Genomic DNA, 24,334 nt, shown 5'->3' on the forward strand with positions numbered 1-24,334 from the left:
CGTCCGCCTTCGGGCGTCAGCCGCCGAGCTCCCGGTGACGGGCGGCCAGGGCGGCGGCGCCCTCCTCGGTGAGCGATCCGAACAGCCGGAGCCGTGAGATGCCGCCGTCCGGGAAGATGTCGATCCGCACCTGGGTGGCCCGGACGGTCCCGGCCAGGACGAAGCGGTGGTTGGTGTCGGGCTGGAGGCGGGTCCGGGGCAGGATCTCCGTCCAGTCGCCGTCCTCGCCGTCCTGCACCGAGAGGCTCGCCCAGCCGGCGGAGTTGCCCTTGAGGTAGGCGGTGTCGATCTCGACGGCCCGGATCCCGGACTGCGCGGCGAGGCGGTAGCGGATCCAGTCGTTGCCCCGGTCGCGCCGGCGGCGGGTCTCCCAGCCGTCGTCCATCTTGCGCGAGCGGCCGGGCTGGATGGTGTTGGTGGCCGGGGAGTAGAAGCGGTCGGAGGCGTCCTCGACCTGGCCTCCGTTCTCCAGCGCCGCGAGGTCGAACGTACCGAGCGCGGCGAGCCAGGCGGGGTCCGGGGCGACCTCTCCGTACACGCGCAGCCGGGCGATCCCGCCGTCCGGGTGCTGGTTGACCCGCAGGTGGGTGAAGCGCTGCTCGGCGTCGACGGCGAAGCCGTTGGCCGCGTGGCCGCCGACCGCGGTACGGGGGACGAGCACCGTCCACTTCACGTCGGGGGCGAGGAGCTCCTCGGGCGACGGGGAGCCGGGCAGGGACACCGCCTCGACGGAGACGGCCTGCGGGTAGTTGCCGCGGAAGTGGGCGGTGTCCAGGACGATGCCCCGGATGACGCCGGGCGCGCCGAGGCGGACGAGGGCCCAGTCGTGGTCGTCGGCGGTGGGGTGCGGTTCGGCGGCGCTGACGCCGCGCCGGCGGCGGGTCTCCCAGCCGTCCATGATCTTGCCCTTGTGCCCGAAGTGCTCCGGGTCGAAGACGGCGGGCTCGGGCTTCAGCAGGTTCTCGCGCTCGGCGAAGAACTCGTCGTTGGCGGCGATGACACCCGCGCCGAGGCGGCGGTCGGCCAGGTCGACGAGGTGGCTGAAGGGGAAGTCGGCGGTGCGGTGGTCGGCGTACGGGTCGCCGCCCGCGTAGGGGCGGGCGTCTCCGGTGAAGCGGGGTATCGCGGCGTCCGTCATGGTCGGGGGGTCCTTTCGGGAACGGTCAGTGGTCGCGTTCGAGGAGGCGGCCGGTGGGCTCGGCGAGGACGCCGTCGGAGGCGATGCGGACACCGCGCAGCCAGCTGGAGCGGACCACGCCGTGCAGGGTCTTTCCGGCGTAGGCGGTGACCTGGTTGCGGTGGAAGAGCTCGGCGGGGTCGACGGTGAAGGTCGCCTCGGGGGCGAGGACCGCGAAGTCGGCGTCGCGGCCGGCCTCGATGGCGCCCTTGCGGGTCAGCCCGGCGAGCGCGGCGGGGGCGGCGGACATCCAGCGGGCGACGTCGTCGAGGGAGTGGCCGCGCCTGCGGGCCTCGGTCCAGATGGCGGGCAGGCCGAGCTGGAGGGAGGAGATGCCGCCCCAGGCGGAGGCGAAGTCCGGGGTCTTGAGGTCCGTGGTGCACGGCGAGTGGTCGCTGACGATGCAGTCGATGGTGCCGTCGGCGAGCCCGGCCCACAGCGCGTCCTGGTTGGCGGCCTCGCGGATCGGCGGGCAGCACTTGAACTCGGTGGCCCCGTCCGGGACTTCCTCGGCGGTGAGGGTGAGGAAGTGCGGACAGGACTCGACGGTGACGCGGACGCCCTCACGCTTCGCTGCGGCGATCAGCGGCAGCGCGTCGCTGGAGGAGAGGTGCAGGACGTGGACGCGGGCGTTCAGCCGCTTGGCGTGGGCGATGAGCCCTTCGATCGCGGTGTTCTCGGCGTCGCGCGGGCGGGAGGCGAGGAAGTCGGCGTAGGCGGGGCCGGGACGCTGCGGGGCGTCGGCGAGGTGGTGCGGGTCCTCGGCGTGCACGATGAGCAGTCCGCCGAATCCGGCGATCTCCGCCATGGAGCGGGCCAGCTGCTCCTGGTCCAGCTCCGGGAACTCCTCGACGCCGGAGGGCGACAGGAAGCACTTGAAGCCGAAGACCCCGGCGTCGTACAGCGGGCGCAGGTCCTTGACGTTGGACGGGATCGCACCGCCCCAGAAGCCGGTGTCGACGTGCGCCTTGGGGGCGGCGACCCGCTGCTTGGTGTGCAGGTTCTCGACGGTGGTGGTCGGCGGGAGGGAGTTGAGCGGCATGTCCAGGAGCGTGGTGATGCCACCGGCGGCGGCCGCGCGGGTGGCGGTCCAGAAGCCCTCCCACTCGGTGCGGCCGGGGTCGTTCACATGGACGTGGGTGTCGACCAGTCCGGGCAGCAGGACGTCGTCGCCGAAGTCCTCCAGGCGGGCGCCCGCGGGCGCTTCGGTGTCGTACGGCAGGACCGCGTCGATCGTCCCGCCCGCGACGGCGACCGCCGCCGGGCGGGTCCCCTCGGGGGTGACGACGCGCGTCGAGCGCAGTACCAGGTTCACGTCCGGACCGGACACCCGTGCTCCTTCACTCCAGAAATGATCCACAACAGATGATCCACTGATCCATAACAGGAATTCAACGAACTGTTGAAGCTTCGATGGAGTCTTCACTCGGGAATCGCCCTCGTCAAGACCCACCTTTCGTCACCGGGACCCGCCGGACCACCTCGATCACCCGACTGGAGGTTTCCACAAAGTAGAAGTCCGATTTCGAACTGCGGAACGTAGCATGGGCCAGGAGAGACGGCGCCGAGCCGTCCGCACCGACCGGCGGCACCCGGACAAAACAGGCCCTGACCGGCACGGACGCCGACCGGGCAGCTGTGGGCCGTATCGGAACCGCCCGGTAGGCTGCTGCCTTGCCTTCCGCTTCGAAAGGACCGTTGACGTGCCGCCGTCCCACGCCAGCACAGCCGACTCCAAGCCCTCCGGTTCCAGCGGTGGGGTGCAGTCCCTTGAGCGCGCCTTCGATCTGCTGGAGCGGATGGCCGACGCCGGGGGCGAGGTCGGGCTGAGCGAGCTGTCCGCGAGCAGCGGTCTGCCCCTGCCGACCATCCACCGGCTGATGCGCACCCTGGTCGTCTGCGGATACGTACGCCAGCAGCCCAACCGTCGTTACGCGCTCGGCCCGCGCCTGATCCGGCTCGGCGAGTCCGCCTCCCGGCTGCTGGGCACCTGGGCCCGCCCCTACCTCAGCCGACTGGTGGAGGAGACCGGCGAGACGGCGAACATGGCGCTGCTGGACGGGGACGAGATCGTGTACGTCGCCCAGGTGCCGTCCAAGCACTCCATGCGGATGTTCACCGAGGTCGGCCGCCGGGTCCTGCCCCACTCCACCGGGGTGGGCAAGGCGCTCCTCGCGCACACCCCCGCCGACGAGGTCCGGGCGCTCCTGGCCCGTACGGGCATGCCGGCCGCCACGGAGAAGACGATCACCACGCCGGAGGGCTTCCTCGACGCCCTGGAGCTGGTGCGCCGCGCCGGATACGCGGTGGACGACAACGAGCAGGAGATCGGGGTGCGGTGCCTCGCGGTCTCCGTGCCGAACTCCCCCACCTCCGCCGCGATCTCCATCTCGGGCCCGGCGGGACGTGTGACGGAGGCGGCCACGGAGCGGATCGTGCCGATCCTCCAGCAGGTCGCGGGCGAGCTGTCCGAGGCCCTGGCGAGCAGCGGCACGAACGGCGGCTGAAACGCTGAGCGGTTGAGCGGTTGAAACGCTGAACCGCTGGAACGAGGAGCGGCGGGACCCGGAGCACCGGGTTCCGCCGCTCCTCGTTTCAGACCCGGGCCGGGACGGTCAGCCGCCCGTCGTCCATCGTCGCCGTGCGGTCCATCCGGTCCAGGTGCGCCAGATCGTGCGTGACCAGCACCGTGGCGGTGCCGCGCTCCCGGGTCAGGGTGACCAGCAGGTCGAGCACGGCCGCACCGCGTTCGTGGTCGAGGGCGCTGGTCGGCTCGTCGACGAGCAGGACCGCCGGATCGTTCATCAGGGCCCGCGCGATGGTGATCCGCCGGCGCTGGCCGCCCGAGAGCTGGTAGCGGCCGCCGGTCGGCGCGGTCGGCCAGACCGACCGCGTCCAGCAGCTCCAGGGCCCGGCGGCGGGCGCCGCGCGCCGGGCCGCCGGAGAGGTGGCGCATCGCCTGGAGGCGGCCACGGCCCGCCGGCTCATCCGCCGCTGACGGGACACGCCCGGCGGGTCACCCGCGCGGGGGCTCTCCGAAGAGGTCGACCGCGTTGCGGACCTCGCGCAGGGCGGCGGCCACCGCGCTCACCGAGCCAATCGCCCCCGCGATCAGCAGCAGGGAACGGCGCATCCGGGGGATCTCCGGCACGCCGCTGACGGCCATCGCGTCCAGGGCCGCCAGCTCGTCCTCGGCGATCGGCCGGTCGGGGAATTCGGTCCGGAGCCCGGCCAGCTCCCGACGGAGCCGGGAAACGGCGGTCCGCAGCTCGGCCACCCTCGGGTCCTCGCCGCTGCCGGTCAGCCGCTTCTGCCCCATGCTTCGCAACACAGCACTCCCCCTCGCACGTCCTTGTGCCGGTGTGACCCCCGATCCCGGGCGGTGGCCAAGTCCCCGGGTTCGCCCGCAAGTTAACGCCATGACAGGCAGTGCGCGCCAGCCCACGGAAAGAAATCAGGGTTACCCCTGAGGGTGACATGCGTGTCGCGTGTGCGAAGGGCTCAGTGGTATCCAGACCCCATGGTTACGGACATGGCTACGAACACGCTCCCCAGGGCGAAGAACCCCAAGGTCGCGGGGTTGCTGCTGGCCGCCGGAGGGGGCCGCAGGCTCGGCGGCCGGCCCAAGGCGCTGCTGGAGCACCGCGGCCGCCCGCTGATCGAGCACGCGGTGCGCTCCCTGCGCAACGGCGGCTGCGGTCCGCTGCACGTGGTGCTCGGCGCGGCGGCCGAGGAGGTGCGGGCCCGCGCGGATCTCGCGGGCTGCGCGGTGACGGTGAACCCGGACTGGGAGGAGGGCATGGGCTCCTCGCTCCGCCTGGGCCTGGCCGCCCTGAGCGGGACGGACGCGGATGCGGCGCTCGTCCTCCTGGTCGATCAGCCGGGGATCGGGGCGGAGGCGGTGGCGCGGGTGCGTCTCGCGTACCGCTCGCGGGCGAGTCTGGCGGCCGCCTCGTACGACGGGGAGCGGGGCCATCCGGTGCTGTTCGGCGCGGACCGGTGGACGGACATCGCCGCGGGGGCGGTGGGCGACCAGGGCGCGCGGGCGTATCTGCGGGAGCACCGCGATGCGATCACGCTCGTGGAGTGTTCGGATGTGGCCGAGGCGTACGACATCGACACCTCGCAGGATCTGCGGCATCTGGAGTGACCGGACGGAACCGCTCGCCGGGAACGGAGGAACGGCGGCGACGCGGGAACGACGGCAACGACGGAATGGAGCGGGAACAGTCCGTGGCCGCGCTGGCACGCTGCGCCGCCACCGGCCCGTTTCTGTCGACCCGGAGAATCTCGACATCAACAAACCATTGAACTTCCACCATGAGGAAACTACTATCCACTGGTCAGAAGCCCTCTGAACCTCAGACGGCGCCCACGGCCGTATCTCGGAGCCATGGCACGCCGTGCCGTATCAGGCGACCCGGCGGCCATGACGCCGCCGCCCGCTGAAGGAGTGACAGCTCATGTCCGCACCAGCGCCGTCCACGCTGGCCATCGTCGATGCCGAGCCCCTGCCCCGGCAGGAAGAGGTCCTGACCGACGCGGCCCTCGCGTTCGTGGCGGAACTGCACCGGCAGTTCACCCCGCGACGCAATGAGCTGCTCGCCCGGCGCGGTGAGCGCCGCGCCGAGATCGCCCGCACCTCCACGCTGGACTTCCTGCCGGAGACGGCGGCGGTCCGCGCGGACGACTCCTGGAAGGTCGCACCGGCTCCGGCCGCGCTGAACGACCGCCGGGTGGAGATCACCGGTCCGACCGACCGCAAGATGACCATCAACGCCCTGAACTCGGGCGCGAAGGTCTGGCTCGCCGACTTCGAGGACGCGTCCGCCCCCACGTGGGAGAACGTCGTCCTCGGCCAGCTCAACCTGACCGACGCCTACGAGCGCCGCATCGACTTCACCGACCCGAAGTCCGGCAAGTCGTACGCGCTGAAGTCCGCCGACGACCTCGCCACGGTCGTCATGCGCCCGCGCGGCTGGCACCTGGAGGAGCGCCACCTCCAGCTGGACGGCGTCTCCGTGCCCGGTGCGCTGGTCGACTTCGGCCTCTACTTCTTCCACAACGCGCAGCGCCTGATCGACCTCGGCAAGGGGCCCTACTTCTACCTCCCGAAGACGGAGTCGCACCTGGAGGCCCGCCTCTGGAACGACATCTTCGTCTTCGCCCAGGACTACGTCGGCATCCCGCAGGGCACGGTCCGGGCGACGGTGCTGATCGAGACGATCACCGCCGCGTACGAGATGGAGGAGATCCTCTACGAGCTGCGCGACCACGCCGCCGGGCTGAACGCCGGCCGCTGGGACTACCTCTTCTCCATCGTCAAGAACTTCCGTGACGGCGGCGCCAAGTTCGTCCTGCCGGACCGCAACGCGGTGACGATGACCGCCCCGTTCATGCGCGCGTACACCGAACTCCTGGTCCGCACCTGCCACAAGCGCGGCGCGCACGCGATCGGCGGCATGGCCGCCTTCATCCCCTCGCGCCGCGACGCCGAGGTCAACAAGGTGGCCTTCGAGAAGGTCAAGGCGGACAAGGACCGCGAGGCGGGCGACGGCTTCGACGGCTCCTGGGTCGCCCACCCCGACCTGGTCCCGATCGCGCTGGCCTCCTTCGACGCGGTCCTCGGCGAGAAGCCGAACCAGAAGGACCGGCTGCGCGAGGACGTCTCGGTGGCGCCGGGCGACCTGATCGCCATCGACACGCTGGACGCCAAGCCCACCTACGACGGCCTGCGCAACGCCGTCGCGGTCGGCATCCGCTACATCGAGGCCTGGCTGCGCGGCCTGGGCGCGGTCGCCATCTTCAACCTGATGGAGGACGCGGCCACCGCCGAGATCTCCCGCTCGCAGATCTGGCAGTGGATCAACGCGGACGTGGTCTTCGAGAACGGCGAGCACGCCACGGCCGAGCTGGCCCGCAAGGTCGCCGCCGAGGAACTGGCCGCGATCCGCGCGGAGATCGGCGAGGAGACCTTCACCGCCGGCAAGTGGCAGCAGGCCCACGACCTCCTGCTCCAGGTCTCCCTGGACCAGGACTACGCGGACTTCCTGACGCTGCCGGCGTACGAGCAGCTGCGCTGACCCGTCACGACGTACGCACACCGCCCCCGGCACCGCACAGCGCCGGGGGCGGTGGTGTTCCCGGCCGGGGTCACGCGCCCAACCGCGCCGCCCGCTCGGCGCGTCGGGCGAAGACCCCGTCCTTGGCCTCCGCCATTTCCCGCAGGGCGGCCTTACGCTCCCGCTGGGCGAGCCGGTCCAGGTAGAGGCGCCCGTGCAGGTGGTCCGTCTCGTGCTGGAGGCACCGGGCGAAGTAGCCCCGGCCCTCGATGATCAGCGGTTCGCCGTCCTTGTCACGGCCTCGCACGACGGCACGGTCCGGGCGGGGCACCACACGGTAGGGGCCGGGCACGGACAGACAGCCCTCGGATTCGTCGACCAGCCTGCGGTGTTCGGCCGGGATCTCGTCCAGGACCGGGTTGGCGATGTGTCCGACGTGGCGCACCCCCCAGTCGTCCGTGATGTCCCACACGAACAGCCGCAGGTCCACGCCGATCTGGTTGGCGGCGAGCCCCGCGCCCTCGGCCACCCTGTTCGTGGCGAACATGTCGTCGACCAGCCGGGCGAGTTCCGGCGTGCCGAACTCGGTGACCTCCCGGCACCGCCGTCGCAGGATGTCCTCGCCGACCACGGTGATGCGGCGCACCGTGCCCCGTTCGGCCTCCGGCACGAACCGCGGAAAGGAATCGACGGGGCGGCCCTGCACCCGCACCCGACGGTCCTGCGAGGAGTCGTCGTGCCGAACACCCATGGAATATCAACGCCTTTCGTGCGCGTATGCCCGATCCGGGCCGGGCACCGGTCCGTTGCGGACCGACTTGACCGAACTCTTTGCAAAGTAGCACTCTTTGCAAAGTGATTAATGAGAACCGTCCACTGACATCCGCCCGCCGGCCGCTTCCCGACCATCCCGTGCGGGTGGCGCTGCTCGATCTGCTCGCCGAGCTGGGCACGGTCACCTCGACCCAGGCCGCCGCCCGCCTCGGACACAGCTCCGGTCTCTGCTCGTTCCATCTGCGTCAACTCGCCAAGCACGGCCTGGTCGAGGAAGCTCCGCACAGCGGGGGGCGCCGCAGGCCGTGGCGGCTTCGCTGGGAGTCGTCGGACCGGCCCTCCGGGCAGGAGCCGCCGGAACCCTCCGAGGAGTCCTTCGACGCCGTGGTCCACCTCACCCCGCGGGAGATGGCCGAACTGGCCGCGTCCGTCCGCGCCCTGCTGGCTCCCTACCGCGAACGCGACCGGCAACCCGCCGAGCGTCCGGCGGACACCATGGCGGTGGCCGTGGTCGCCAGGTTGTTCCCGTTGCCGACCGGAGAAGAGGGCCGGGGCCGTACCTGAGCCGGACGGCTCACCGGCCCTGCCCCCCTCACGTCCACACCGCCCCCAGCGCCACGAACCCGCAGATCAGGGCGAACAGGACGGCCAGCAACGGCCAGACGAACCGCAGGTACTTGTCGTATCCGACCTTCGCCAGGGCCACCCCGCCGATGGTGACCGCCGTCGTCGGGACCCAGAGGTTCATCCAGCCGCTCGCCGCCTGCCAGGCGGTCACGACCACGGCGCGGGAGACCCCGGCGAAGTCGGCGAGCGGGGCCAGGATCGGCATCGCCAGGGTGGCGTGGCCGGAGGTGGAGGGGATGAGGAAGGCGAGGGGCAGGTTGACGATGAAGACGAAGACCGCGAAGAGCGCCGAGGAGGTGCCCGAGACCACGCCCTCGATCGAGTGCAGCACGGTATCGGTGATCTGCGAGTTGTTCATGATGACCGTGACACCGCGGGCCAGGACGATGACCAGGGCCGGGGAGATGAAGTCGGCCGCGCCCTGGATGATCGTCGCGCTGAGCCGCTGCTCGCCGAACCGGGCGACGACGCCCACCAGGACCGCCGCGACCAGGAACAGGGCGGCCAGATGGGGGAAGGACCAGCCGAGTTCGAAACCGTACGGGGTCGCGTCGGCGTCGCCCGTCAGCGCGCTGGACCAGGGGACGACCGAGAAGATCATGAAGGCGAAGACCAGGGCGACCAGGACGAGGATGATCTGGTGGAGCCCGGTCAGCTCCGGGGGTTCCGCCGCGTCCGCCGCGTTGTGTTCGCGGTCGCCGGGGAGGAAGCCGGAGAGCGAGCGGTCGGGGTTCTTGCGGACGCGGTTCGCGTACCGGACGACGTAGGCGATCGTCACCGCCGTCAGGACCACCCACATGATCGCGCGCAGCACGATGCCGTCGCCGAGCGAGATGTCGGCGGCGGAGGACGCGACTCCGGTGGCGAAGGGGTTGACCGTGGAGCAGAGCACGCCGATGCCCGCGCCGAGGATGATCGTGCCGATGGCCACCATGCGGTCGTAGCCGAGGGCCAGCATCAGCGGAATGATCAGGCCGTAGAAGCCGAGCGTCTCCTCCGCGAAGCCCTCGACCGTACCGAGGAGGGCGAAGACCAGCATCACGCCCGCGATGAGCAGCGCTCCGCGGTCACGCAGCCGGTGCGCCAGGCGGCCGATGCCCCGGTCCAGGGCGCCGGTGGCGAACACCACGGTGATGAACGCGCCGATGGCCAGCACGAAGAGGAACACGCCCGCGCTGCCGTACAGTTCGCCGGCCAGATCCGGGCCGACCTCGCCCGTCTCCGCGTCCTGGACGCCGTAGAGCCCGTTGACCGGGGAGAGGAAGAGGTCGTTCAGGCGGTCGACGAAGCTCTGGTCGGAGTCGACCCGGTGGTAGGTGCCCTGGACGGGCGCGCCGTCCTCGTTGCGGTCGTAGGCCCCGGGCGGGATCAGGAAGGCCAGCGCCCAGACGGCCAGCGTGACGACCGCGAGGATCGTGAGGGCGCTGGGGAAAGTGAACTTCTTCTTGGCCGGGGGCTCTTCCTCCGGTGCGGGTTTCGTGTCCGCCGCGCTGCTCATGCGGCACCCCCTGCGGAGTCGGCGCGCTCCGCCGGATCGGTGTTCCCGGCGGAATCGGCGGCCTTCGCCGCATCGGTGTTCCCGGCGGAATCGGCGCCCTTCGCGGTGTCGCCGTACGTCTTCGCGTACTCCCTCAGGAACGCGGCCTCCGCGATCACCGCCGACCGCAGCTCCGAGAAGAGGACCCGCTCGTTCGGGGCGTGCAGGTTGCACATGCCGTCCTGCGCGCCGAAGAGCAGGACCTCGGCGTCCGGAACCGCCTTTGCCAGGCCGTTGACCAGCGGGATCGAGCCGCCGCTCGCGACGAAGGCCGGCTCGCTCCCCCAGCCCTCCCGGAGTGCGGTGAGGGCGGCGCGGTAGGCCGGACCGTCGGTCGCGGGTTCGAATCCGGGGCCCGTGTCGCCGGGCGTGACGGTGAGAGGGATTCCGAACGGGCGCAGTGACTCCAGATGGGTGACGAGCAGGTCCCGCGCCTCCCTCGGGTCCTGCTCGGGGTGGAAGCGCAGATTCAGTTTGGCGCGGGCGTACGGGACCACGGCGGAGGCGGCGTGATCGACGCTCGGGGCGTCGATGCCGATGACGGTGACGGCCGGTCCGCTCCAGAGCCGTTCGCCGAGGCTCCCGGAGCCGATGAGGGGCATGCCCTCCCGGACTCCGGCGAGGGAGCGGAACTCCTCCTCCGTATAGGTGGTGCCGGTCCACGCGTCCCGGCGCAGGCCCTCGACCGCGACGTCGCCGTGGACGTCGTGCAGGGTGGCCAGGGCCTTGAGGAGGGCGAGCAGGGCATCGGGGGCCGCGCCGCCGAACTCGCCGCTGTGCCGGGGTTCGGCGAGGGTGCGGACCTCGACGACGACCTCCGACGCGCCGCGCAGCCCGGTGGTGAGGGTGGGGCTGCCGGGGCGGAGGTTGCCCATGTCGGCGATGACCATCGCATCGCAGGCGAAGCGCTCCGGGTCGGTGGGCGGATAGTCGTCGAAGGCGCTCCCGTACTCCTCCTGACCCTCCAGCACGATCTTCAGCCCGACCGGCGGACGTCCCTCATAGGCGCGGAGCACCCCCAGGTGGACGATGATGTTGGACTTGTCGTCGGCGATGCCCCGGGCCCGCAGCCCGCCCTCGACAGGGGTGGGCTCGAAGGGCGGCGAGAGCCACAGGGCCTCGTCGCCCGGCGGCTGTACGTCGTAGTGACCGTAGAGCAGGACGGTCGGCGCGCCCGGGTCCGGGGGCGGGACCTCCGCGACGATGATCGGCGCGGTGTCGGGGAGGTCGAGCCGCTCCACGCGCTCCGCTCCGGCGCCGTGCAGCAGCTCCACGAGCAGGTCGTGGGCCTGCCGCACGGGCTCGGGCGGGAAGCCCGGGAAGGCGATGGAGGGAATGGCCGTCAGCCGTTCCAGGTCGGCGATCAGCCCGTCCATCAGCGCATCGGCCCGTGTGCTCAGGTCGTCTCCCCGGTCCATGGCTCAGCCCCTTCGGTCCGCCGGCCCTTCCGGGATCAATGGACCACAGGGTGTGCGGGGGCGCACGCCTGGGAGGCGGATGCCGCGACCGGTGTCAGTCCGTCAGGACCACCGTCCGCTGGGCCGAGAAGTCGCCCCACTTGCCGTCCGGGAGCTTGGCCCTGAGCTTGACCGAATAGCGGGTGCCCGCCGGGTCGGGGAGGTTCAGGCGGTAGGTGGCCCGACCCTTGGGGGGTGTGCCGCCCCAGACGATCGTGGTGGTCAGCTTGCCGTTCAGGTGGAGCTCGTAGGCGGGGATCACCCCGCCCGTCTCGGGCTGGTCCCAGGACAGGTCGAGGGTGAACTCGGCGCCCTCCTTGCCGATCTCGGTGCGCAGACCGGTGGGGGCGGTGCTCGCGGGCGCGCCGGGGGCGGACTCGGTGGTGAGGTCGAACGCGTTGCTGTCGGCCGAGGACTTGTCGGAGGCGTCGCGGGCCCGGACGGTGAAGGTGTAGACGGTCCCGGGGCGCAGGCCCGTCACCTTCGCCGTGGTCTCGGTGCCCGCGACGCTGTGGATCCGGGAGTCCTCCTGGTAGATGTCGTACGAGGTGACGCCGACGTCGTCCTTGGCGGCGCCCCAGGTGAGGGTGGCGGCGCGGCTTCCGTCGGCGCGGCCCGCCAGCTTCGCCGGGGCGGTGGGGGGCGTGTCGTCCTTGGGCGGGGTGGCCTGGGTGGTGACGGGGACGGCCTTGCTGGGCGCGGAGAGGTTCCCGGCCGAGTCCTTGGTCCGGACGCTGAAGGTGTAGTCCGTCGAGGCCGTCAGCCCGTCGACGTCGATCATGGTCTTGGTCGCGGGGACGCTCTTGACCTTGACCTTTCCCCGGTAGATCTCGTAACCGGCGACCTTCTCGTCGTCGGAGGCGGCCTTCCACATGACGTGCACCGAGGTGGAGCTGCTGGCCTGGGCGGTCACGCCCTCGGGGGTGCCGGGGGGCTGGGTGTCGGCTTCGGCGGTACCACCGCAGGCGGAGAGGAGGGGAGCGAGAAGCAGGGCGGAACAGGCCAACGCGGCAGATATGTGGGGGCGTTGCACGGGGGTGCCTTCCATCCGGACAGCAATGGTCCAGACCTGTATGACATGGCGTGGGGCCCTCCGACAAGAGTCCGGCCGGGAACCTTCCGCTATATGCCGGGTTGCGCCGCCCGCCCCGCGATCCGGGGGCGGTCCGTCGGCCGATGAGTTTTCGGTGGTGGAGGGGTCTGCCCTGTATGGATACGCATGAGACCTCCGCGTCGGCCTCCGTCCCGCTGGATCTGGAGCCGGCCGCCCGGCGGATCGCCGGGCTGCTCGGTCCGGTCGACGACAGCGGGCTGGACCGCCCCACCCCCTGCCCCGACTACGCCGTACGGGAACTGCTCGGTCATCTCACCGGGCTGACCGCCGCCTTCCGCGACGCCGCCCGCAAGGACCTCGGGGCGAGCACCGCCGTCTCCCCGGACGCCGCCCTGCCCGTTCTCGACGACGACTGGCGCGAGGTGCTGCCCCGGCGGCTGGAGGAGGTGGCGGCGGCCTGGCGCTCGCCCGATGCCTGGACGGGCATGACCCGGGCGGGCGGGGTGGAGCTGCCCGGCGAGGTGGCCGGGGCGGTCGCGCTCAACGAACTCGTCGTCCACGGCTGGGACCTGGCCCGGTCGACGGGGCAGCCGTACGCGGCGGGCGAGGCGGAGCTGCGGTCCTGCGCGGCCCTGCTCGCTCCGGACGAGGACGACCCGGACCGAGGTGGCATCTTCGGGCCGCCGGTCCCGGTGCCGGACGGCGCACCGCTGCTGGACCGGGTGATCGGCCTCAGCGGCCGCCGTCCGGACTGGCGGCCGCCGGGCGCGTGAGGGCGGCGGCCGCTGAGGTGGCCGAGGCAGCGGCCCCGGCCGGCTGAGGGCGGCGAAGGCGGGGGCCCGTCCGAGTCGGCGTGCCTCGGCGTGCCTGACGGTTTCGTTCAGGTGCCTCTCTCACCGAAAAGTGCGTTCTTCCCGTCGGTCGACCTGCCCGCCTACGGTTTCCAGGACACGGGAAGAGACCGCTGGGAGCGCCCTCATGACCATCCTCAAGACATACGCACGCCTCTGGACCGACGACCTCGACCAGGCACTGCCGCTGCTGGAGGAGCTCACCGGCGAGCCGCCCCACCTGCGGCTGGCCTTCCACGAGATCGGCCTCGCCGCCATCGGGAACTTCCTGGTCATCGCGGGACCGGCCGAGGAGCGTGCGCGGTACGGTCATGCCTCCGCGACGGTCGTCGTCGACGATCTCGACGCTCTGCAGGCCACCCTGAAGTCCGCCGACGCCACGATCACCACCCCCGAGACCGCCGGCCCCACGGGACGGTTCCTCTACGCCCGCCACGCCGACGGGGCGGAGATCGAGTACGTCGAGTGGACGCCCGAACTGGTCCGCAGGATCATCCGCGCCTGACCACCACGCGTGGCCGAAGCGCCGCTCAGCTGGTGAAGAACTCCGTGATGTGCGCGGCCACCTGGTCGGCCCGGGTCTCGTGCATCCGGTGGCCGCCCGGGACCGTGACCAGCCGGCAGTCCGGGATCAGGGAGGCCACATCGGCCTGGCGGTGCTGCTCCATCGTGCTCTCCGGGCCGCCGGTGATGATCAGCGTCGGGGAGACGATGTCGCCGAGGGCCTCGTCCGCGTCCGGTCCGGGGTCGGCGAGCTGGTCCCGTACGGCGGGCACCGCGTTCTCGTCGTAGTCCACCGGGCCCTCGGCCCGCCCCGCCGGACCCGGGTCGCCGGGGAACGGGGCCGGGGTCTCCACCAGCACCAGCCGCTCGACCCGGTCGGAGTGCTCCTGGGCCAGCAGCCGGGCGACGACACCGCCCATGCCGTGGCCGACGAGGCCGACCCGGTCCAGTTCCAGTTCGTCGAGGAAGCCGACGACGTCCTCGGCCATCAGGTCGAGGTCGTAGTCGTCGGGCCAGTCGCTCTCGCCGTGGCCGCGCAGGTCCAGGGCGAAGACCCGCCACTCCTGGCCCAGCAGGGCGCCGGCCGCCTCCCAGTTCGCGGCCGAACCGCCGAGGCCGTGCAGCAGCACGACGGGCGAGCCGAACGCGTCGCCCCAGGTCCGGTAAGCGAGGCGCACATCGCCGACATCCACAACAGACTGATCTTCCATGCCCCTGACGCTACAGCCGACGGGCGCCGGTCGGCTCCCTGCCCCCGGCCCGGCCCTGGCCCCTGCCTCCGGCCCCGGCCTGGCAGGCTGGGCGGGTGAAGCACTTCGTCCGGGCCCTGCGCCTGCCTCTCGCCGCCGCGCTCCTCACGGCCGCCGCCCTCACCGGCTGTTCCGGTTCCTCGTCGAAGGCTCCGGACGAGGGGCTGAACGACCCGGCGAAGAAGCGGATCGCGATGCGGCTGGTCTCCAGCGCCGAGAACTCCTCGCTGGACTGGGAGGCGCAGTACCCGTACATCGAGGACATCGGCGACGGCCGGGGGTACACCGCGGGCATCATCGGGTTCTGTTCCGGCACCGGTGACATGACTGAGGTCGTGGAGCGGTACGCGAAGGCGCGCCCCGGCAATGCGCTGGAGCGGTTCCTTCCGGCGCTGCGCGCGGTGGAGGGCAGCGACGCGCACACCGGGCTCGGCGGGCCGTTCACCCGGGCCTGGGCGAAGGCGGCCGAGGACCCGGCTTTCCGCGCGGCGCAGGACGCGGAGCGCGACGCCCTGTACTTCGGCCCGGCGGTGCGGCAGGCCGAGCGGGACGGGCTCGGGGCGCTCGGCCAGTTCATCTACTACGACGCGTACGTGATGCACGGCGAGGGCGACACGGAGGGCACGGTCGGCTTCCGCACGATGCGCCGCGAGGCGATGGCGGCGGCCCGGACGCCCGCGCGGGGCGGCGACGAGAAGGCGTATCTGAACGCGTTCCTCGACGCCCGGGTCGCCGCGATCGGCCGGGAGCCCTCGCACACCGACACCAGTCGGGTGGAGACCGCCCAGCGGGTCTTCGTACGGGAGGGGAAGCTCGGGCTGGAGACGCCGTTGCGGTGGAAGGTGTACGGAGACGCCTACCGGATCGACTAGGAGCGTCCGCCGCCGATCGCCGGAGACGCCTCAGGGCTGACGTCGCCGGAACACGGCCGAAGCCCCGTGCGGCGCACGGGGCTTCACCGGAGGGCGGGCGGATACGTCAGTGGACACCGACCCCCGCGGCAGCGGGCACGACATGCTCGCCGTTCGCCGTCTCCTCGTCCTCCGCGTCCGGCTTGCGGCCGAAGTGGTTGAAGGCGAGGTTCAGCACGATCGCCACCACACAGCCGGTGGAGATGCCCGAGTCGAGGACGACCAACAGGTCCTCGGGGAAGGCGTGGTAGAACTGCGGCGCGGCGATCGGGATCAGGCCGATGCCGACGGCCGCCGCCACGATCAGGGCGTTCTCGCCCTTCTCCAGGGCGGCGGTGGCCAGGGTCTGGATGCCGCTGGCCGCCACCGTGCCGAACAGGACGATGCCCGCGCCGCCGAGCACCGGCAGCGGTACGAGGGCGATGACCGAGGCGGCGACCGGGACGAGGCCGAGGACGATCAGGATCGCGCCGCCGACCGCGACGACGAAGCGGCTGCGGATCTTGGTCATGGCGACCAGGCCGACGTTCTGGGCGAAGGCGCTGCACATGAACCCGTTGAAGAGCGGGCTGATGGCGCTGCCGAGGGTGTCGGCGCGCAGACCGCCCTCGATGATCTTCTCGTCGGCGGGGCGTCCGACGATCTTGCCGAGGGCCAGCATGTCCGCGGTGGACTCGGTCATGCAGACCAGCATCACGATGCACATGGAGATGATGGCGGCGATCTCGAACTGCGGGGCGCCGAAGGCGAACGGCGTCGGGAAGCCGACGACGTCGGCGTTCTTGATGGCGCCGAAGTCGGTGATGCCGGCCGGGATGGCGATCAAGGTGCCGATGACCAGACCGAGCAGGATCGCGATCTGCTGGAGGAAGCCGCGCAGCAGTTTGCGCATGGCCAGCACGATCACCAGGGTCACGGCGGCCATGGTGATGTTGGTCATCGAACCGTAGTCGTCCGCGGTGGCGTTGCCGCCCTGCGACCAGTTGAAGGCGACCGGCAGGAGCGATACGCCGATCAGGGTGATCACGGTGCCGGTGACGACGGGCGGGAAGAAGCGGACCAGTTTGCCGAAGTACGGGGCGAGGACGAACCCCAACAGGCTCGCGACGATGATCGCGCCGAAGATGACGGCTATCCCGTCGTGCCCCCGGTCCTTGCCTATCGCGATCATCGGGGCGACACCGGCGAACGAGACTCCGTTGACGAAGGGCAGCCGGGCGCCGACCTTCCAGAAGCCGATGGTCTGGAGCAGGGTGGCGATCCCCGCGGTGAACAGGCTCGCCCCCATCAGGAAGGCGGTCTCCTTGGCGGTGAGGCCGACGGCCGGCCCCACGATGAGCGGCGGGGCCACCACGCCCGCGTACATGGCGGCCACGTGCTGGAGGCCGCTGGTGAACATCTTCAGCGGGGGAAGGGTCTCGTCGACCGGGTGTTTCCGGTCGTCTCCCGTCTCCGCGGCGGTGTCGGCCGTCGCGTCGAGGGCGGCTGCGTCTGCGTCTTTGCGAAACCTGGGCTTAGCGGCCACGGCGGTTCCTCCGGTCGGTTACGCGTCGTCGGCGACGCGGGTGTCAGGGAGGTGATGCGTAAGTGGTGCGGCGGTGCTTGCGGCTCTCTCAGGTGGTGCAGGTCGTGCAGAGGGGGTTGCGGGCGCGCACTGGGGGTGTGTGCGGGCAGCGTTCATCACCGGTCCGGCGGACGCGCACCATGCGTGCGTCCGCCGGACCGGCTGCCGTGGGCCCCGCTCGGGTCCACGGCGGCCGGTCTCGGGCCGTCCCCCTCGACCGGCCGGTCGGGGATACCGCCGGGGTCAGTGGCTCTCCGGCGGTTCGGGGATACCGCCGGGGTCAGGCTCCGGCGGCGATCTGCGCGAGGCGGCGGGCCTCGTCGCGGGTGACGCGGGCGATGGCGTCCTCGTCCACCGTGGTGAGGTGGTTGCCCTCGACGACCGGCTTGCCGTCGACGAGGGAGAGGGTCACCGGGGCGGCCGCGCCGAAGATGAGCGCGGTCACCGGGTCGGCGATCGAGGAGTGGGCCAGGGTGTCCAGCTTCCAGAGCACGAGGTCGGCGAGCTTGCCGGCCTCCAGGGAGCCGATCTGGTCGGCGCGGCCCAGCACCTGGGCTCCGCCGAAGGTCCCGAGGCGCAGGGCCTGGCGGGCGTTCAGGGCGGCCTCGCGGTGGGCGCCGAGGCGGTTGATGAGCAGGGCGTTGCGCAGCTCGGTGTGGAGTTCGCCGGACTCGTTGGAGGCGGTGCCGTCCACGCCGAGGCCGACCGGGACACCGGCGGCGAGCATGTCGGGGACCCGGGCGATGCCCGCGGCGAGGCGGGCGTTGGAGGACGGGCAGTGGGCGACGCCGGTTCCCGTACGGGCGAAGGCGGCGATGTCGGAGTCGTTCATGTGGACGCAGTGCGCCATCCACACATCGCTGCCGAGCCAGCCGGTGGACTCGAAGTAGTCGGTCGGGCCCATCCCGAACAGTTCCTTGCAGAACTGCTCCTCCTCGACGGTCTCCGAGCCGTGGGTGTGCAGCCGTACGCCCTTGCGGCGGGCCAACTCGGCTCCCTGGCGCATCAGTTCGGTGGAGACCGAGAACGGCGAGCAGGGCGCGACGGCGACCTGGGTCATCGCGTCGAAGGAGGCGTCGTGGTGGGCGTCGATCGTCGCCTCGGTGGCGGCGAGCGCGCCTTCCAGGGTCTCGACGGCGAAGTCCGGCGGCAGGCCGCCGTCCTTCTCACTGCGGTCCATGGAGCCCCGGGCGAGGGTGAACCGTACGCCCATCTCGCGGGCGGCCCCGATGATCGCGCCGGACAGGTCGCCGGAGTCCTTCGGGAAGACGTAGTGGTGGTCCATGGCGGTGGTGACGCCGCCGCGGGCCATCATGGCCAGCGAGCCCTGCGCGGCGGCGCGGGCCATCGGCTCGTCGATGCGCGCCCAGGTCGGGTAGAGGGCGACCAGCCAGTTGAAGAGGTTGTGGTCGGTGGCCAGGCCGCGGGTGATCCACTGGTAGAAGTGGTGGTGGGTGTTGACCAGGCCGGGCGTCGCGAGGTGCCCGGTGCCGTCGATGCGGCGGACGACTCCGGTCAGGCCCTCCGGGGCCTTGCCCGCGCCGACGGACTCGATGCGGTTGTCCGCCACGACGATGTACCCGGACGCGTACTCCGTGTCGTGGGCGTCGACGGTGGCGATCGAACAGTTCTCGATGACGATGCGCTGAGGGTCTGCCGAAGCTGCCATGGTGCTTCCTTCTTCTTTCTGTGGCGATGTGGGCACGGCAGGACCCTAGGAGGATTTGAGTGCCACAGCGGTGCGGCTGTGGGTGCCGAGATGGTGGAAGAACAGGTTGAGCACGACCGCGACCAGTGCTCCCGCGCTGATTCCGGAGCCGAGGACGGTCTGCGCCCAGGCCGGGAATCCGGCGTAGAAGGTGGGCGCGGCGAGCGGGATGATGCCCGCTCCGAGCGCCACCGCGACCAGGATGATGTTGGAGCTGTCGTCCAGGCCGGCCTCGGAGAGCGTACGGATGCCGCTGACCGCGATGGAGCCGAAGAGGACGATGCCCGCGCCGCCGAGGACGGGCATCGGGACGAGCGAGACGACCGCGCCGAGCACCGGGAAGGCGCCGAGGACCAGTAGGGCGCCGCCGGCCGCGGCGACGACGTACCGGCTGCGGACGCGGGTCAGCGAGACGACGCCGACGTTCTGGGCGAAGGCGCTGGTGGGGAAGCCGCCGAAGACCGGGCCGAGGAGGGTGGCGATGCCGTCGGTGCGCAGGCCGCGGGTGATCGTACGGCCGTCGGTGCGGCGGTCGCAGATCTCGCCGAGGGCGAGCATTCCGGCCGAGGACTCCGTCATCAGGACGAGCATGACGATGCAGAGCGAGAGGATGGCGGCGGGGTGGAACTCCGGGGCGCCGAAGGCGAAAGGGGTCGGCAGGGCGGCGAGCGGTGCGGACTTCAGCGCGGAGAAGTCGGCGAGTCCGAACGGGATCGCGGCCAGCGTGCCGACGAACATGCCCATGAGCAGGGCCACTTGCTTGAGGAAGCCGCGGCCGAATCGCTGGATGAGCAGGATGACGACGAGCGTGAAGGCGGCCAGCGCCAGGTACTTCATGGCGCCGAAGTCGGCGGCGGTGGCGTCGCCGCCCTGCGCCCAGGCGACCGGCACGGGCATGAGGGTGACGCCGATGAGGGTGATGACCACGCCGGTGACGAGCGGCGGGAAGAAGCGCAGCAGTCTGCCGAAGAAGGGGCCGACGGCCAGGCAGAAGACTCCGGCGACGAGCACCGCCCCGTAGATCGCGGGGAGTTGGTGGCCCGGTGCGCTGGTCTCGGCGATGGCGAGCATAGGCGCGATCCCGGCGGAGGAGGCGGCGTTGACGAAGGGGAGCCGGTTGCCGGCGAAGCGGCCGAGGCCGACGGTCTGCAGGATCGTGGCGAGTCCGGCGATCAGGAGGCTGGCCGCGATGAGCCGGGTCATGCCGGCGGTGTCCAGGCCGACGGCCTGGCCGATGATCAGCGGAGGGGTGACGACGCCCGCGTACATGGCGGCGATGTGCTGGAGCGCGGCGGGGACGAGCCGCGCGGGCGGAAGCTTCTCGTCGACCGGGTGAACTTCCGTGTCGGCGGCGGTCGGTGAGGATTTACACGGGCCTTCTGCCGGCCCCGTTGCAGGCTGTGCCATGGGTGTTCCCTCCGGGATGACCGGCCGCCGCCCGGCTGTGGGCGGACGGCGGCCGGTTCAGTGCCGCGTCAGAGGTTGGTCATGTCGACCGGGATCTTCGGCTCGACGCCGTCCCGGAGCACGGTGGCCTCGATCAGACCGTAGGGACGGTCCGCCGCGAAGTAGACCTCATTGTCGTTCTTGAGGCCGAACGGTTCGAGGTCCACCAGGAAGTGGTGGTTGTTCGGCAGCGAGAAGCGGATCTCGTCGATCTCGCTGCGGCTGTTGATGATGCGCGAACCCATCTGGTACAGGGTCTGCTGGAGCGAGAGGGAGTACGTCTCGGCGAAGGCGTGGAGCATGTGCTTGCGCGCCTGCTCGTAGGACTTCTCCCAGTTCGGCATGCGCTGCTCGTCGCTGGTCCAGTTGTAGCGCCAGCGCGCGGAGACGTCCGTCGCCAGGATGCGGTCGTACGCCTCCTTCAGCGTCGTGTACCTGTCCTTGACGTAGCCCCAGAACTCGGAGTTGGTCGAGTTCATCACGGTGAGGTCCTTGAGGCCCGAGATGACCTCCCAGTTCTCACCGTCGTAGGTGATCTGGGAGACGCGGGTCTCCTGGCCCTTGCGGACGAAGGAGTGCTTGACCTCGTCGGCGCCGATGAACCTGGAGTTGCCGTCGGAGGTCGCGATGCGCTCCCAGCTGTACTCCTCGATCCGGATCCGGGCGCGGTGGATCGGCTCCTGCGAGGAGACGAAGTGCCGGGCGAGGTGGATGCCGAACTGCTCGGCGGACTCGATCCCGTGCTCCTTGGCGAACGCGTACACCGTGTTCTTGGTGGTGTCGGTCGGCAGGACGTTGGCGTTGGAGCCGGAGTAGTGGACGTCGTCCATGTCGCCGGAGAGGGCGACCGAGACGTTCAGGTCCTTGATGTGGTGGGTGTCGCCGTCCCGCGTGATCTTGACGACGCGGTTCTCTGCTTTGCCGTACTGGTTCTGGCCGAGAATCGTGGGCATGTCGGTGCTAGCTCCCTCGGTAAACGGAGTAGCCGAACGGGTTGAGCAGCAGCGGTACGTGATAGTGCTCGCCCGGGACGACCGCGAACGTGATGGTCACCTCCGGGAAGAACGCGCCGCTGTCCCTTACGCGGGGGGCGTCCTGCTGCGCCTCGGCTTGCTTCTTGGAAAAGTACGTCTCGGTGTCGAATTCGAGACGCACATGGGTCGTTCCTTCCGGCAGCGCCGGGAGGTCCTTGCAGCGCCCGTCCGCATCGGTCGCGGAGGCTCCGAGCGTCACGTACGGCGCGTCGCTTCCGCCGCGGGCGGCGAGCGAGACGGCGACGGACGCGGCGGGGCGGCCGATGCTGGTGTCCAGGATGTGGGTGGACACCGATGCGGTCGTGTCGGTACTCAAGACCGTCACTCTCCTAGATCTCAAGAGTCCTGTGCGGGAGCGCCCTCTGCGAGGGTCTCCGTCACGAGACGGGTCAGCCGGATGCGGTTGATCTTGCCCAGTTCGGTGCGCACGATCTCCTGCTCCTGCTCGGGCAAGTTCCCGATCCGGGACTTCACCGCGTCGCGCATCTGCTCACCGGTGGCGCCGGTGGCGCAGATCAGGAAGACATGTCCGAACCGCTCCTGGTAGGCCAGGTTCAGTTCGAGCATCTCGGTCTTGAGCTCCTCGGAGGCGCCGGCCATCCCCCGCTGCTCACGGGAGGAGGTCGGGTCGCCGGGCTTCGGGCGGCCGATCGGCGGGTGGCCTGCCATCGCTTCGGCCAGATCCGCCGCGGTGAGCGTCGCCATGGCGGCGTCGCTCGCGGCGAGCAGGGCTTCTTCGGTGGCGTACGGACGCCCGGCGAGGATGGTGTTTCCCCAGGTCGCACTGGCACACACCTCGTGCAGTGCGGGAGTGGCCTCGCCGTCCGCCAGGGTGTTGAACCGGGTGAGGCCCGGTGTGGAGCTCGAAGTCACGGGAGCCTCCGTGGCTGTTTTTCGCTGTGCGTTGTTCGGGCTGCGGATAGCTAACGCCCTCCGCAACACGACGTCAACACTTTGTTGAAATCTCGCGAACGAAGAAAGCCGCCGTCCCGGCATGCGGACGGCGGCTTTCCGGTGCGTTCGGCGGGTTCGGCCAACTACTCACCCTTGGCCGAATGTTCCCTGTTGAGGTAGTTGTACACGGTGAACCGGGAAACGCCCAGGGCGCCGGCCACCGTCTCCACTCCGTGTCGTACGGAGAAGGCACCGCGTGCCTCCAGGGTCCGGACGACGCCCTGCTTGGCCTTGCGGTCCAGGTCGGCGAGCGGCATCCCGTGCCGTCGTTCCATCGCGGCGAGGATGTGGTCCAGCGAGTCGGAGAGCTGGGGCAGGCGTACGGCTATGACGTCCCGGCCCTCCCAGGCGAGCACCACATCGTCCGGCTGGGCCTGCTCGGGGCCCAGCAGCTCGGCGCCCATCGCGTCGACGAGCGGCTTGACGGCGGAGACGAGAGGGTGATCGGCCGTTGCCGGGGGGTGATCGACGGATTCGGTCATGACACGTCCCCCTCGATCACGTTCACCTGGAGCGAGACCCGGGTGGCGCCCGAGGCCAGGGACTGGCGCAGCAGCGCGTCCACGGCGGTGAGCACCGCGTCCGCGCCGCCTTCCGCGGTGTTGCCGAAGGGGCCGACGTCGACGGCGTCCAGCTCGGCGCCCTGGATCACCTCGCGGGCCACCACCGCATGAGTGGGCGCCTCGTCGAGATCGAACGGCTCGGTGGTGAATTCCACCCTCAAGCGCACTGTGCCTCCATGGTGTCCTCGCCCCGGGTGCGGGCTCCCGCGGCTCGGCCACGACTGTAACCGCTGGACGGGGCCCCGCTCCGGTGCGCGCGGGGCCCCGACGGGGGTGGTCACGGGAGCGGCAGCACGCAGACCGCGACCGGCGCCGGGAAGGGCTCGCCCGCGCCGGTCAGGGAGCCGTCGGGGCCGACGGCGAAGACGGTGACGGTGGAGGAGCGCTGGTTGGCGGCGAAGAGCAGGGTGCCGTCCGGGGACAGGGCGAGCTGGCGGGGCCAGTCGCCGCCCACGGGCACGGTGTCCAGCAGGCGCAGGGCCGCCCCGTCGTCCTCGACGGCGTAACGGGTGAGGCTGTTGTGGCCCCGGTTGGCGAGGTAGACGTACGCCCCGTCGCCGGTGACCACCGGCTGGGCGGGGTAGCTGGTGCCGGATCCCGTACCGGTGGACTGCCCGGGCCCCGGGGTGAGGACACCGGTGGCGGGGTCGTACGCGCAGACGACCATGGTGTCGTCCAGCTCGCAGGCCAGGTAGGCGAACCGCCCGCCGGGGTGGAAGGCCAGGTGGCGGGGGCCGGAGCCGGGCGCCAGGGCGGCGCGGGAGACCTCGGTGAGCGTCCCGGCGCTCTCGTCCAGCGCGTACGTGTACACGGTGTCGGTGCCCAGGTCGACGGCGAGGACATGGCCGCCGTCGGGCGAGGTGACGATCTGGTGGGCGTGCGGCCCGCCCTGGCCGGGGCCGGGCGGCGGCGAGCTGTGGGTGATCAGGTCGGTGCGCTCGCCCAGCGAGCCGTCCGCCGCGATCGGGTGCACGGCGACGCTGCCGGAGGTGTAGTTCGCGCTCAGCAGCCAGTGCCCGGACGGGTGGACGGAGAGGTGGGTGGGGCCGGAGCCGCCGGTGGGGCGGGTGCCGAGCACCTCGTACGTCCCGTCCGGCGCGAGCGCCACGGCGGTGACCGCGCCCGCGTCCTGCTCGGCGACCGCGTAGACGGTGGTGCCGGAGGGGTGCAGGGCCAGGTAGGAGGGGTTCTCGACGCCGGTGATCGCCGGTCCCTCGGTGATCGCGCCGGTGCCGGTGTCGTACGCGGCGGTGCCGATGCCCGCGCCGCCGCCCGCCTCGGAGGTGTACGTGCCGAGCAGCAGCGGACGGGTGGCGCGCGGGGCGGCGGGCGCCGGAGCGGGGCGGGCGGGCGCGGCGAGGG

24 protein-coding genes and 1 pseudogene are annotated in these 24,334 nt (G+C 71.4%); 7 read left to right on the forward strand and 18 right to left on the reverse strand.

Annotation, left to right across the window (positions count from 1 at the left end; translation table 11 throughout):
- Window positions 1–16: 16 nt before the first annotated feature.
- Together alc and allB are read right to left on the reverse strand one after the other, a co-directional pair.
- Window positions 17–1,138: an allantoicase gene (gene alc / locus G3I54_RS01860; protein ID WP_164610378.1), complete on the reverse strand. Its 1,122-nt coding sequence runs from the start codon at window positions 1,136–1,138 to the stop codon at window positions 17–19.
- A 25-nt stretch (window positions 1,139–1,163) separates the two neighbouring features.
- The gene (gene allB, locus G3I54_RS01865) at window positions 1,164–2,507 is read right to left on the reverse strand and encodes an allantoinase AllB (RefSeq protein ID WP_164610380.1); all 1,344 of its coding nucleotides are present in this window, start codon (window positions 2,505–2,507) and stop codon (window positions 1,164–1,166) included.
- A 373-nt stretch (window positions 2,508–2,880) separates the two neighbouring features.
- On the opposite strand from allB, the gene G3I54_RS01870 reads away from it, so the two are divergent.
- Window positions 2,881–3,684 (forward strand): IclR family transcriptional regulator, encoded by an 804-nt coding sequence (locus G3I54_RS01870; protein ID WP_030592152.1) that lies wholly within the window; start codon window positions 2,881–2,883, stop codon window positions 3,682–3,684.
- Window positions 3,685–3,772: 88 nt separating this feature from the next.
- On the opposite strand, the pseudogene G3I54_RS01875 reads toward G3I54_RS01870, so the two are convergent.
- Both G3I54_RS01875 and G3I54_RS01880 read right to left on the reverse strand, forming a co-directional pair.
- Window positions 3,773–4,142 (reverse strand): annotated as a pseudogene (locus G3I54_RS01875) (ATP-binding cassette domain-containing protein); the annotation flags it as partial.
- A 51-nt stretch (window positions 4,143–4,193) separates the two neighbouring features.
- The gene (locus tag G3I54_RS01880) at window positions 4,194–4,496 is read right to left on the reverse strand and encodes a DUF5955 family protein (protein WP_164610382.1); all 303 of its coding nucleotides are present in this window, start codon (window positions 4,494–4,496) and stop codon (window positions 4,194–4,196) included.
- 213 nt (window positions 4,497–4,709) lie between these two features.
- On the opposite strand from G3I54_RS01880, the gene G3I54_RS01885 reads away from it, so the two are divergent.
- Window positions 4,710–5,327: a nucleotidyltransferase family protein gene (locus G3I54_RS01885; protein WP_239144185.1), complete on the forward strand. Its 618-nt coding sequence runs from the start codon at window positions 4,710–4,712 to the stop codon at window positions 5,325–5,327.
- A gap of 313 nt (window positions 5,328–5,640) precedes the next feature.
- Window positions 5,641–7,260: a malate synthase A gene (gene aceB / locus G3I54_RS01890; protein WP_164610386.1), complete on the forward strand. Its 1,620-nt coding sequence runs from the start codon at window positions 5,641–5,643 to the stop codon at window positions 7,258–7,260.
- 70 nt (window positions 7,261–7,330) lie between these two features.
- On the opposite strand, the gene def is transcribed toward aceB, so the two are convergent.
- Complete coding sequence (def, locus tag G3I54_RS01895) at window positions 7,331–7,990, reverse strand: peptide deformylase (protein ID WP_164610388.1); 660 nt, start codon at window positions 7,988–7,990, stop codon at window positions 7,331–7,333.
- A 104-nt stretch (window positions 7,991–8,094) separates the two neighbouring features.
- Between def and G3I54_RS01900 the strand changes: the two genes are divergently transcribed.
- Window positions 8,095–8,577, forward strand: coding sequence for a helix-turn-helix domain-containing protein (locus G3I54_RS01900; RefSeq protein ID WP_343240247.1), 483 nt, complete (start codon window positions 8,095–8,097; stop codon window positions 8,575–8,577).
- A gap of 28 nt (window positions 8,578–8,605) precedes the next feature.
- Here G3I54_RS01900 and G3I54_RS01905 read toward each other — a convergent pair whose 3' ends face one another.
- The 3 genes from G3I54_RS01905 to G3I54_RS01915 form a co-directional block, all read right to left on the reverse strand.
- Window positions 8,606–10,138: a YfcC family protein gene (locus tag G3I54_RS01905; protein ID WP_164610392.1), complete on the reverse strand. Its 1,533-nt coding sequence runs from the start codon at window positions 10,136–10,138 to the stop codon at window positions 8,606–8,608.
- On the reverse strand, window positions 10,135–11,595 hold the full coding sequence (locus tag G3I54_RS01910; RefSeq protein ID WP_239144186.1) for a M20/M25/M40 family metallo-hydrolase: 1,461 nt from the start codon (window positions 11,593–11,595) through the stop codon (window positions 10,135–10,137). Before G3I54_RS01910 ends, G3I54_RS01905 begins: the two co-directional genes overlap by 4 nt.
- A gap of 94 nt (window positions 11,596–11,689) precedes the next feature.
- On the reverse strand, window positions 11,690–12,682 hold the full coding sequence (locus G3I54_RS01915; protein WP_164610394.1) for a fibronectin type III domain-containing protein: 993 nt from the start codon (window positions 12,680–12,682) through the stop codon (window positions 11,690–11,692).
- A gap of 161 nt (window positions 12,683–12,843) precedes the next feature.
- On the opposite strand from G3I54_RS01915, the gene G3I54_RS01920 reads away from it, so the two are divergent.
- Together G3I54_RS01920 and G3I54_RS01925 are read left to right on the forward strand one after the other, a co-directional pair.
- Window positions 12,844–13,461, forward strand: a complete 618-nt coding sequence (locus G3I54_RS01920; RefSeq protein ID WP_164610396.1) for a TIGR03086 family metal-binding protein — start codon at window positions 12,844–12,846, stop codon at window positions 13,459–13,461.
- 205 nt (window positions 13,462–13,666) lie between these two features.
- Entirely contained in the window at window positions 13,667–14,044 is a 378-nt protein-coding gene (locus tag G3I54_RS01925) for a VOC family protein (protein WP_164610398.1), read from the forward strand.
- Between the two features lie 25 nt (window positions 14,045–14,069).
- Here G3I54_RS01925 and G3I54_RS01930 read toward each other — a convergent pair whose 3' ends face one another.
- Window positions 14,070–14,753, reverse strand: coding sequence for an alpha/beta hydrolase (locus tag G3I54_RS01930; RefSeq protein ID WP_164610400.1), 684 nt, complete (start codon window positions 14,751–14,753; stop codon window positions 14,070–14,072).
- A 95-nt stretch (window positions 14,754–14,848) separates the two neighbouring features.
- Here G3I54_RS01930 and G3I54_RS01935 point away from each other — a divergent pair, with 95 nt between their 5' ends.
- Complete coding sequence (locus tag G3I54_RS01935; protein ID WP_164610402.1) at window positions 14,849–15,664, forward strand: chitosanase; 816 nt, start codon at window positions 14,849–14,851, stop codon at window positions 15,662–15,664.
- A gap of 106 nt (window positions 15,665–15,770) precedes the next feature.
- Here the strand turns inward: G3I54_RS01935 and G3I54_RS01940 are convergent, their stop codons facing one another.
- From G3I54_RS01940 to G3I54_RS01980, 9 genes are all read right to left on the reverse strand, one after another.
- A complete protein-coding gene (locus G3I54_RS01940; RefSeq protein WP_164610404.1) occupies window positions 15,771–17,228 on the reverse strand; it encodes a nucleobase:cation symporter-2 family protein in 1,458 nt (485 codons plus the stop codon).
- A gap of 319 nt (window positions 17,229–17,547) precedes the next feature.
- The gene (locus G3I54_RS01945) at window positions 17,548–18,936 is read right to left on the reverse strand and encodes an 8-oxoguanine deaminase (protein WP_164610406.1); all 1,389 of its coding nucleotides are present in this window, start codon (window positions 18,934–18,936) and stop codon (window positions 17,548–17,550) included.
- Window positions 18,937–18,981: 45 nt separating this feature from the next.
- On the reverse strand, window positions 18,982–20,382 hold the full coding sequence (locus G3I54_RS01950) for a nucleobase:cation symporter-2 family protein (RefSeq protein WP_164610408.1): 1,401 nt from the start codon (window positions 20,380–20,382) through the stop codon (window positions 18,982–18,984).
- A gap of 68 nt (window positions 20,383–20,450) precedes the next feature.
- Entirely contained in the window at window positions 20,451–21,374 is a 924-nt protein-coding gene (pucL, locus tag G3I54_RS01955; RefSeq protein ID WP_164610410.1) for a factor-independent urate hydroxylase, read from the reverse strand.
- Window positions 21,375–21,381: 7 nt separating this feature from the next.
- Complete coding sequence (gene uraH / locus G3I54_RS01960) at window positions 21,382–21,771, reverse strand: hydroxyisourate hydrolase (RefSeq protein ID WP_203685407.1); 390 nt, start codon at window positions 21,769–21,771, stop codon at window positions 21,382–21,384.
- A 20-nt stretch (window positions 21,772–21,791) separates the two neighbouring features.
- Complete coding sequence (uraD, locus tag G3I54_RS01965; protein WP_164610412.1) at window positions 21,792–22,328, reverse strand: 2-oxo-4-hydroxy-4-carboxy-5-ureidoimidazoline decarboxylase; 537 nt, start codon at window positions 22,326–22,328, stop codon at window positions 21,792–21,794.
- 164 nt (window positions 22,329–22,492) lie between these two features.
- The gene (locus G3I54_RS01970) at window positions 22,493–22,891 is read right to left on the reverse strand and encodes a helix-turn-helix domain-containing protein (protein ID WP_164610414.1); all 399 of its coding nucleotides are present in this window, start codon (window positions 22,889–22,891) and stop codon (window positions 22,493–22,495) included.
- Window positions 22,888–23,139, reverse strand: a complete 252-nt coding sequence (locus tag G3I54_RS01975; protein WP_164610416.1) for a hypothetical protein — start codon at window positions 23,137–23,139, stop codon at window positions 22,888–22,890. The genes G3I54_RS01970 and G3I54_RS01975 overlap by 4 nt, the downstream gene beginning before the upstream one ends.
- Window positions 23,140–23,249: 110 nt before the next feature.
- Window positions 23,250–24,334: lactonase family protein (locus G3I54_RS01980; RefSeq protein ID WP_164610418.1), on the reverse strand; the 1,085-nt coding region annotated here is incomplete at its 5' end.

It is taken from the genome of Streptomyces sp. SID14515 (assembly GCF_010548505.1).
Lineage (GTDB): Bacteria > Actinomycetota > Actinomycetes > Streptomycetales > Streptomycetaceae > Streptomyces > Streptomyces caviscabies.

What these genes read in the sequence shown, in the direction of transcription:
- alc (WP_164610378.1), bottom strand. Translation starts at nt 1,138, where the DNA reads ATGACGGACGCCGCGATACCCCGCTTCACCGGAGACGCCCGCCCCTAC.
- G3I54_RS01880 (WP_164610382.1), bottom strand. Translation starts at nt 4,496, where the DNA reads ATGGGGCAGAAGCGGCTGACCGGCAGCGGCGAGGACCCGAGGGTGGCC.
- G3I54_RS01885 (WP_239144185.1), top strand. Translation starts at nt 4,710, where the DNA reads ATGGCTACGAACACGCTCCCCAGGGCGAAGAACCCCAAGGTCGCGGGG.
- aceB (WP_164610386.1), top strand. Translation starts at nt 5,641, where the DNA reads ATGTCCGCACCAGCGCCGTCCACGCTGGCCATCGTCGATGCCGAGCCC.
- def (WP_164610388.1), bottom strand. Translation starts at nt 7,990, where the DNA reads ATGGGTGTTCGGCACGACGACTCCTCGCAGGACCGTCGGGTGCGGGTG.
- G3I54_RS01905 (WP_164610392.1), bottom strand. Translation starts at nt 10,138, where the DNA reads ATGAGCAGCGCGGCGGACACGAAACCCGCACCGGAGGAAGAGCCCCCG.
- G3I54_RS01910 (WP_239144186.1), bottom strand. Translation starts at nt 11,595, where the DNA reads ATGGACCGGGGAGACGACCTGAGCACACGGGCCGATGCGCTGATGGAC.
- G3I54_RS01915 (WP_164610394.1), bottom strand. Translation starts at nt 12,682, where the DNA reads ATGGAAGGCACCCCCGTGCAACGCCCCCACATATCTGCCGCGTTGGCC.
- G3I54_RS01920 (WP_164610396.1), top strand. Translation starts at nt 12,844, where the DNA reads ATGGATACGCATGAGACCTCCGCGTCGGCCTCCGTCCCGCTGGATCTG.
- G3I54_RS01925 (WP_164610398.1), top strand. Translation starts at nt 13,667, where the DNA reads ATGACCATCCTCAAGACATACGCACGCCTCTGGACCGACGACCTCGAC.
- G3I54_RS01930 (WP_164610400.1), bottom strand. Translation starts at nt 14,753, where the DNA reads ATGGAAGATCAGTCTGTTGTGGATGTCGGCGATGTGCGCCTCGCTTAC.
- G3I54_RS01945 (WP_164610406.1), bottom strand. Translation starts at nt 18,936, where the DNA reads ATGGCAGCTTCGGCAGACCCTCAGCGCATCGTCATCGAGAACTGTTCG.
- G3I54_RS01950 (WP_164610408.1), bottom strand. Translation starts at nt 20,382, where the DNA reads ATGGCACAGCCTGCAACGGGGCCGGCAGAAGGCCCGTGTAAATCCTCA.
- pucL (WP_164610410.1), bottom strand. Translation starts at nt 21,374, where the DNA reads ATGCCCACGATTCTCGGCCAGAACCAGTACGGCAAAGCAGAGAACCGC.
- G3I54_RS01970 (WP_164610414.1), bottom strand. Translation starts at nt 22,891, where the DNA reads ATGACCGAATCCGTCGATCACCCCCCGGCAACGGCCGATCACCCTCTC.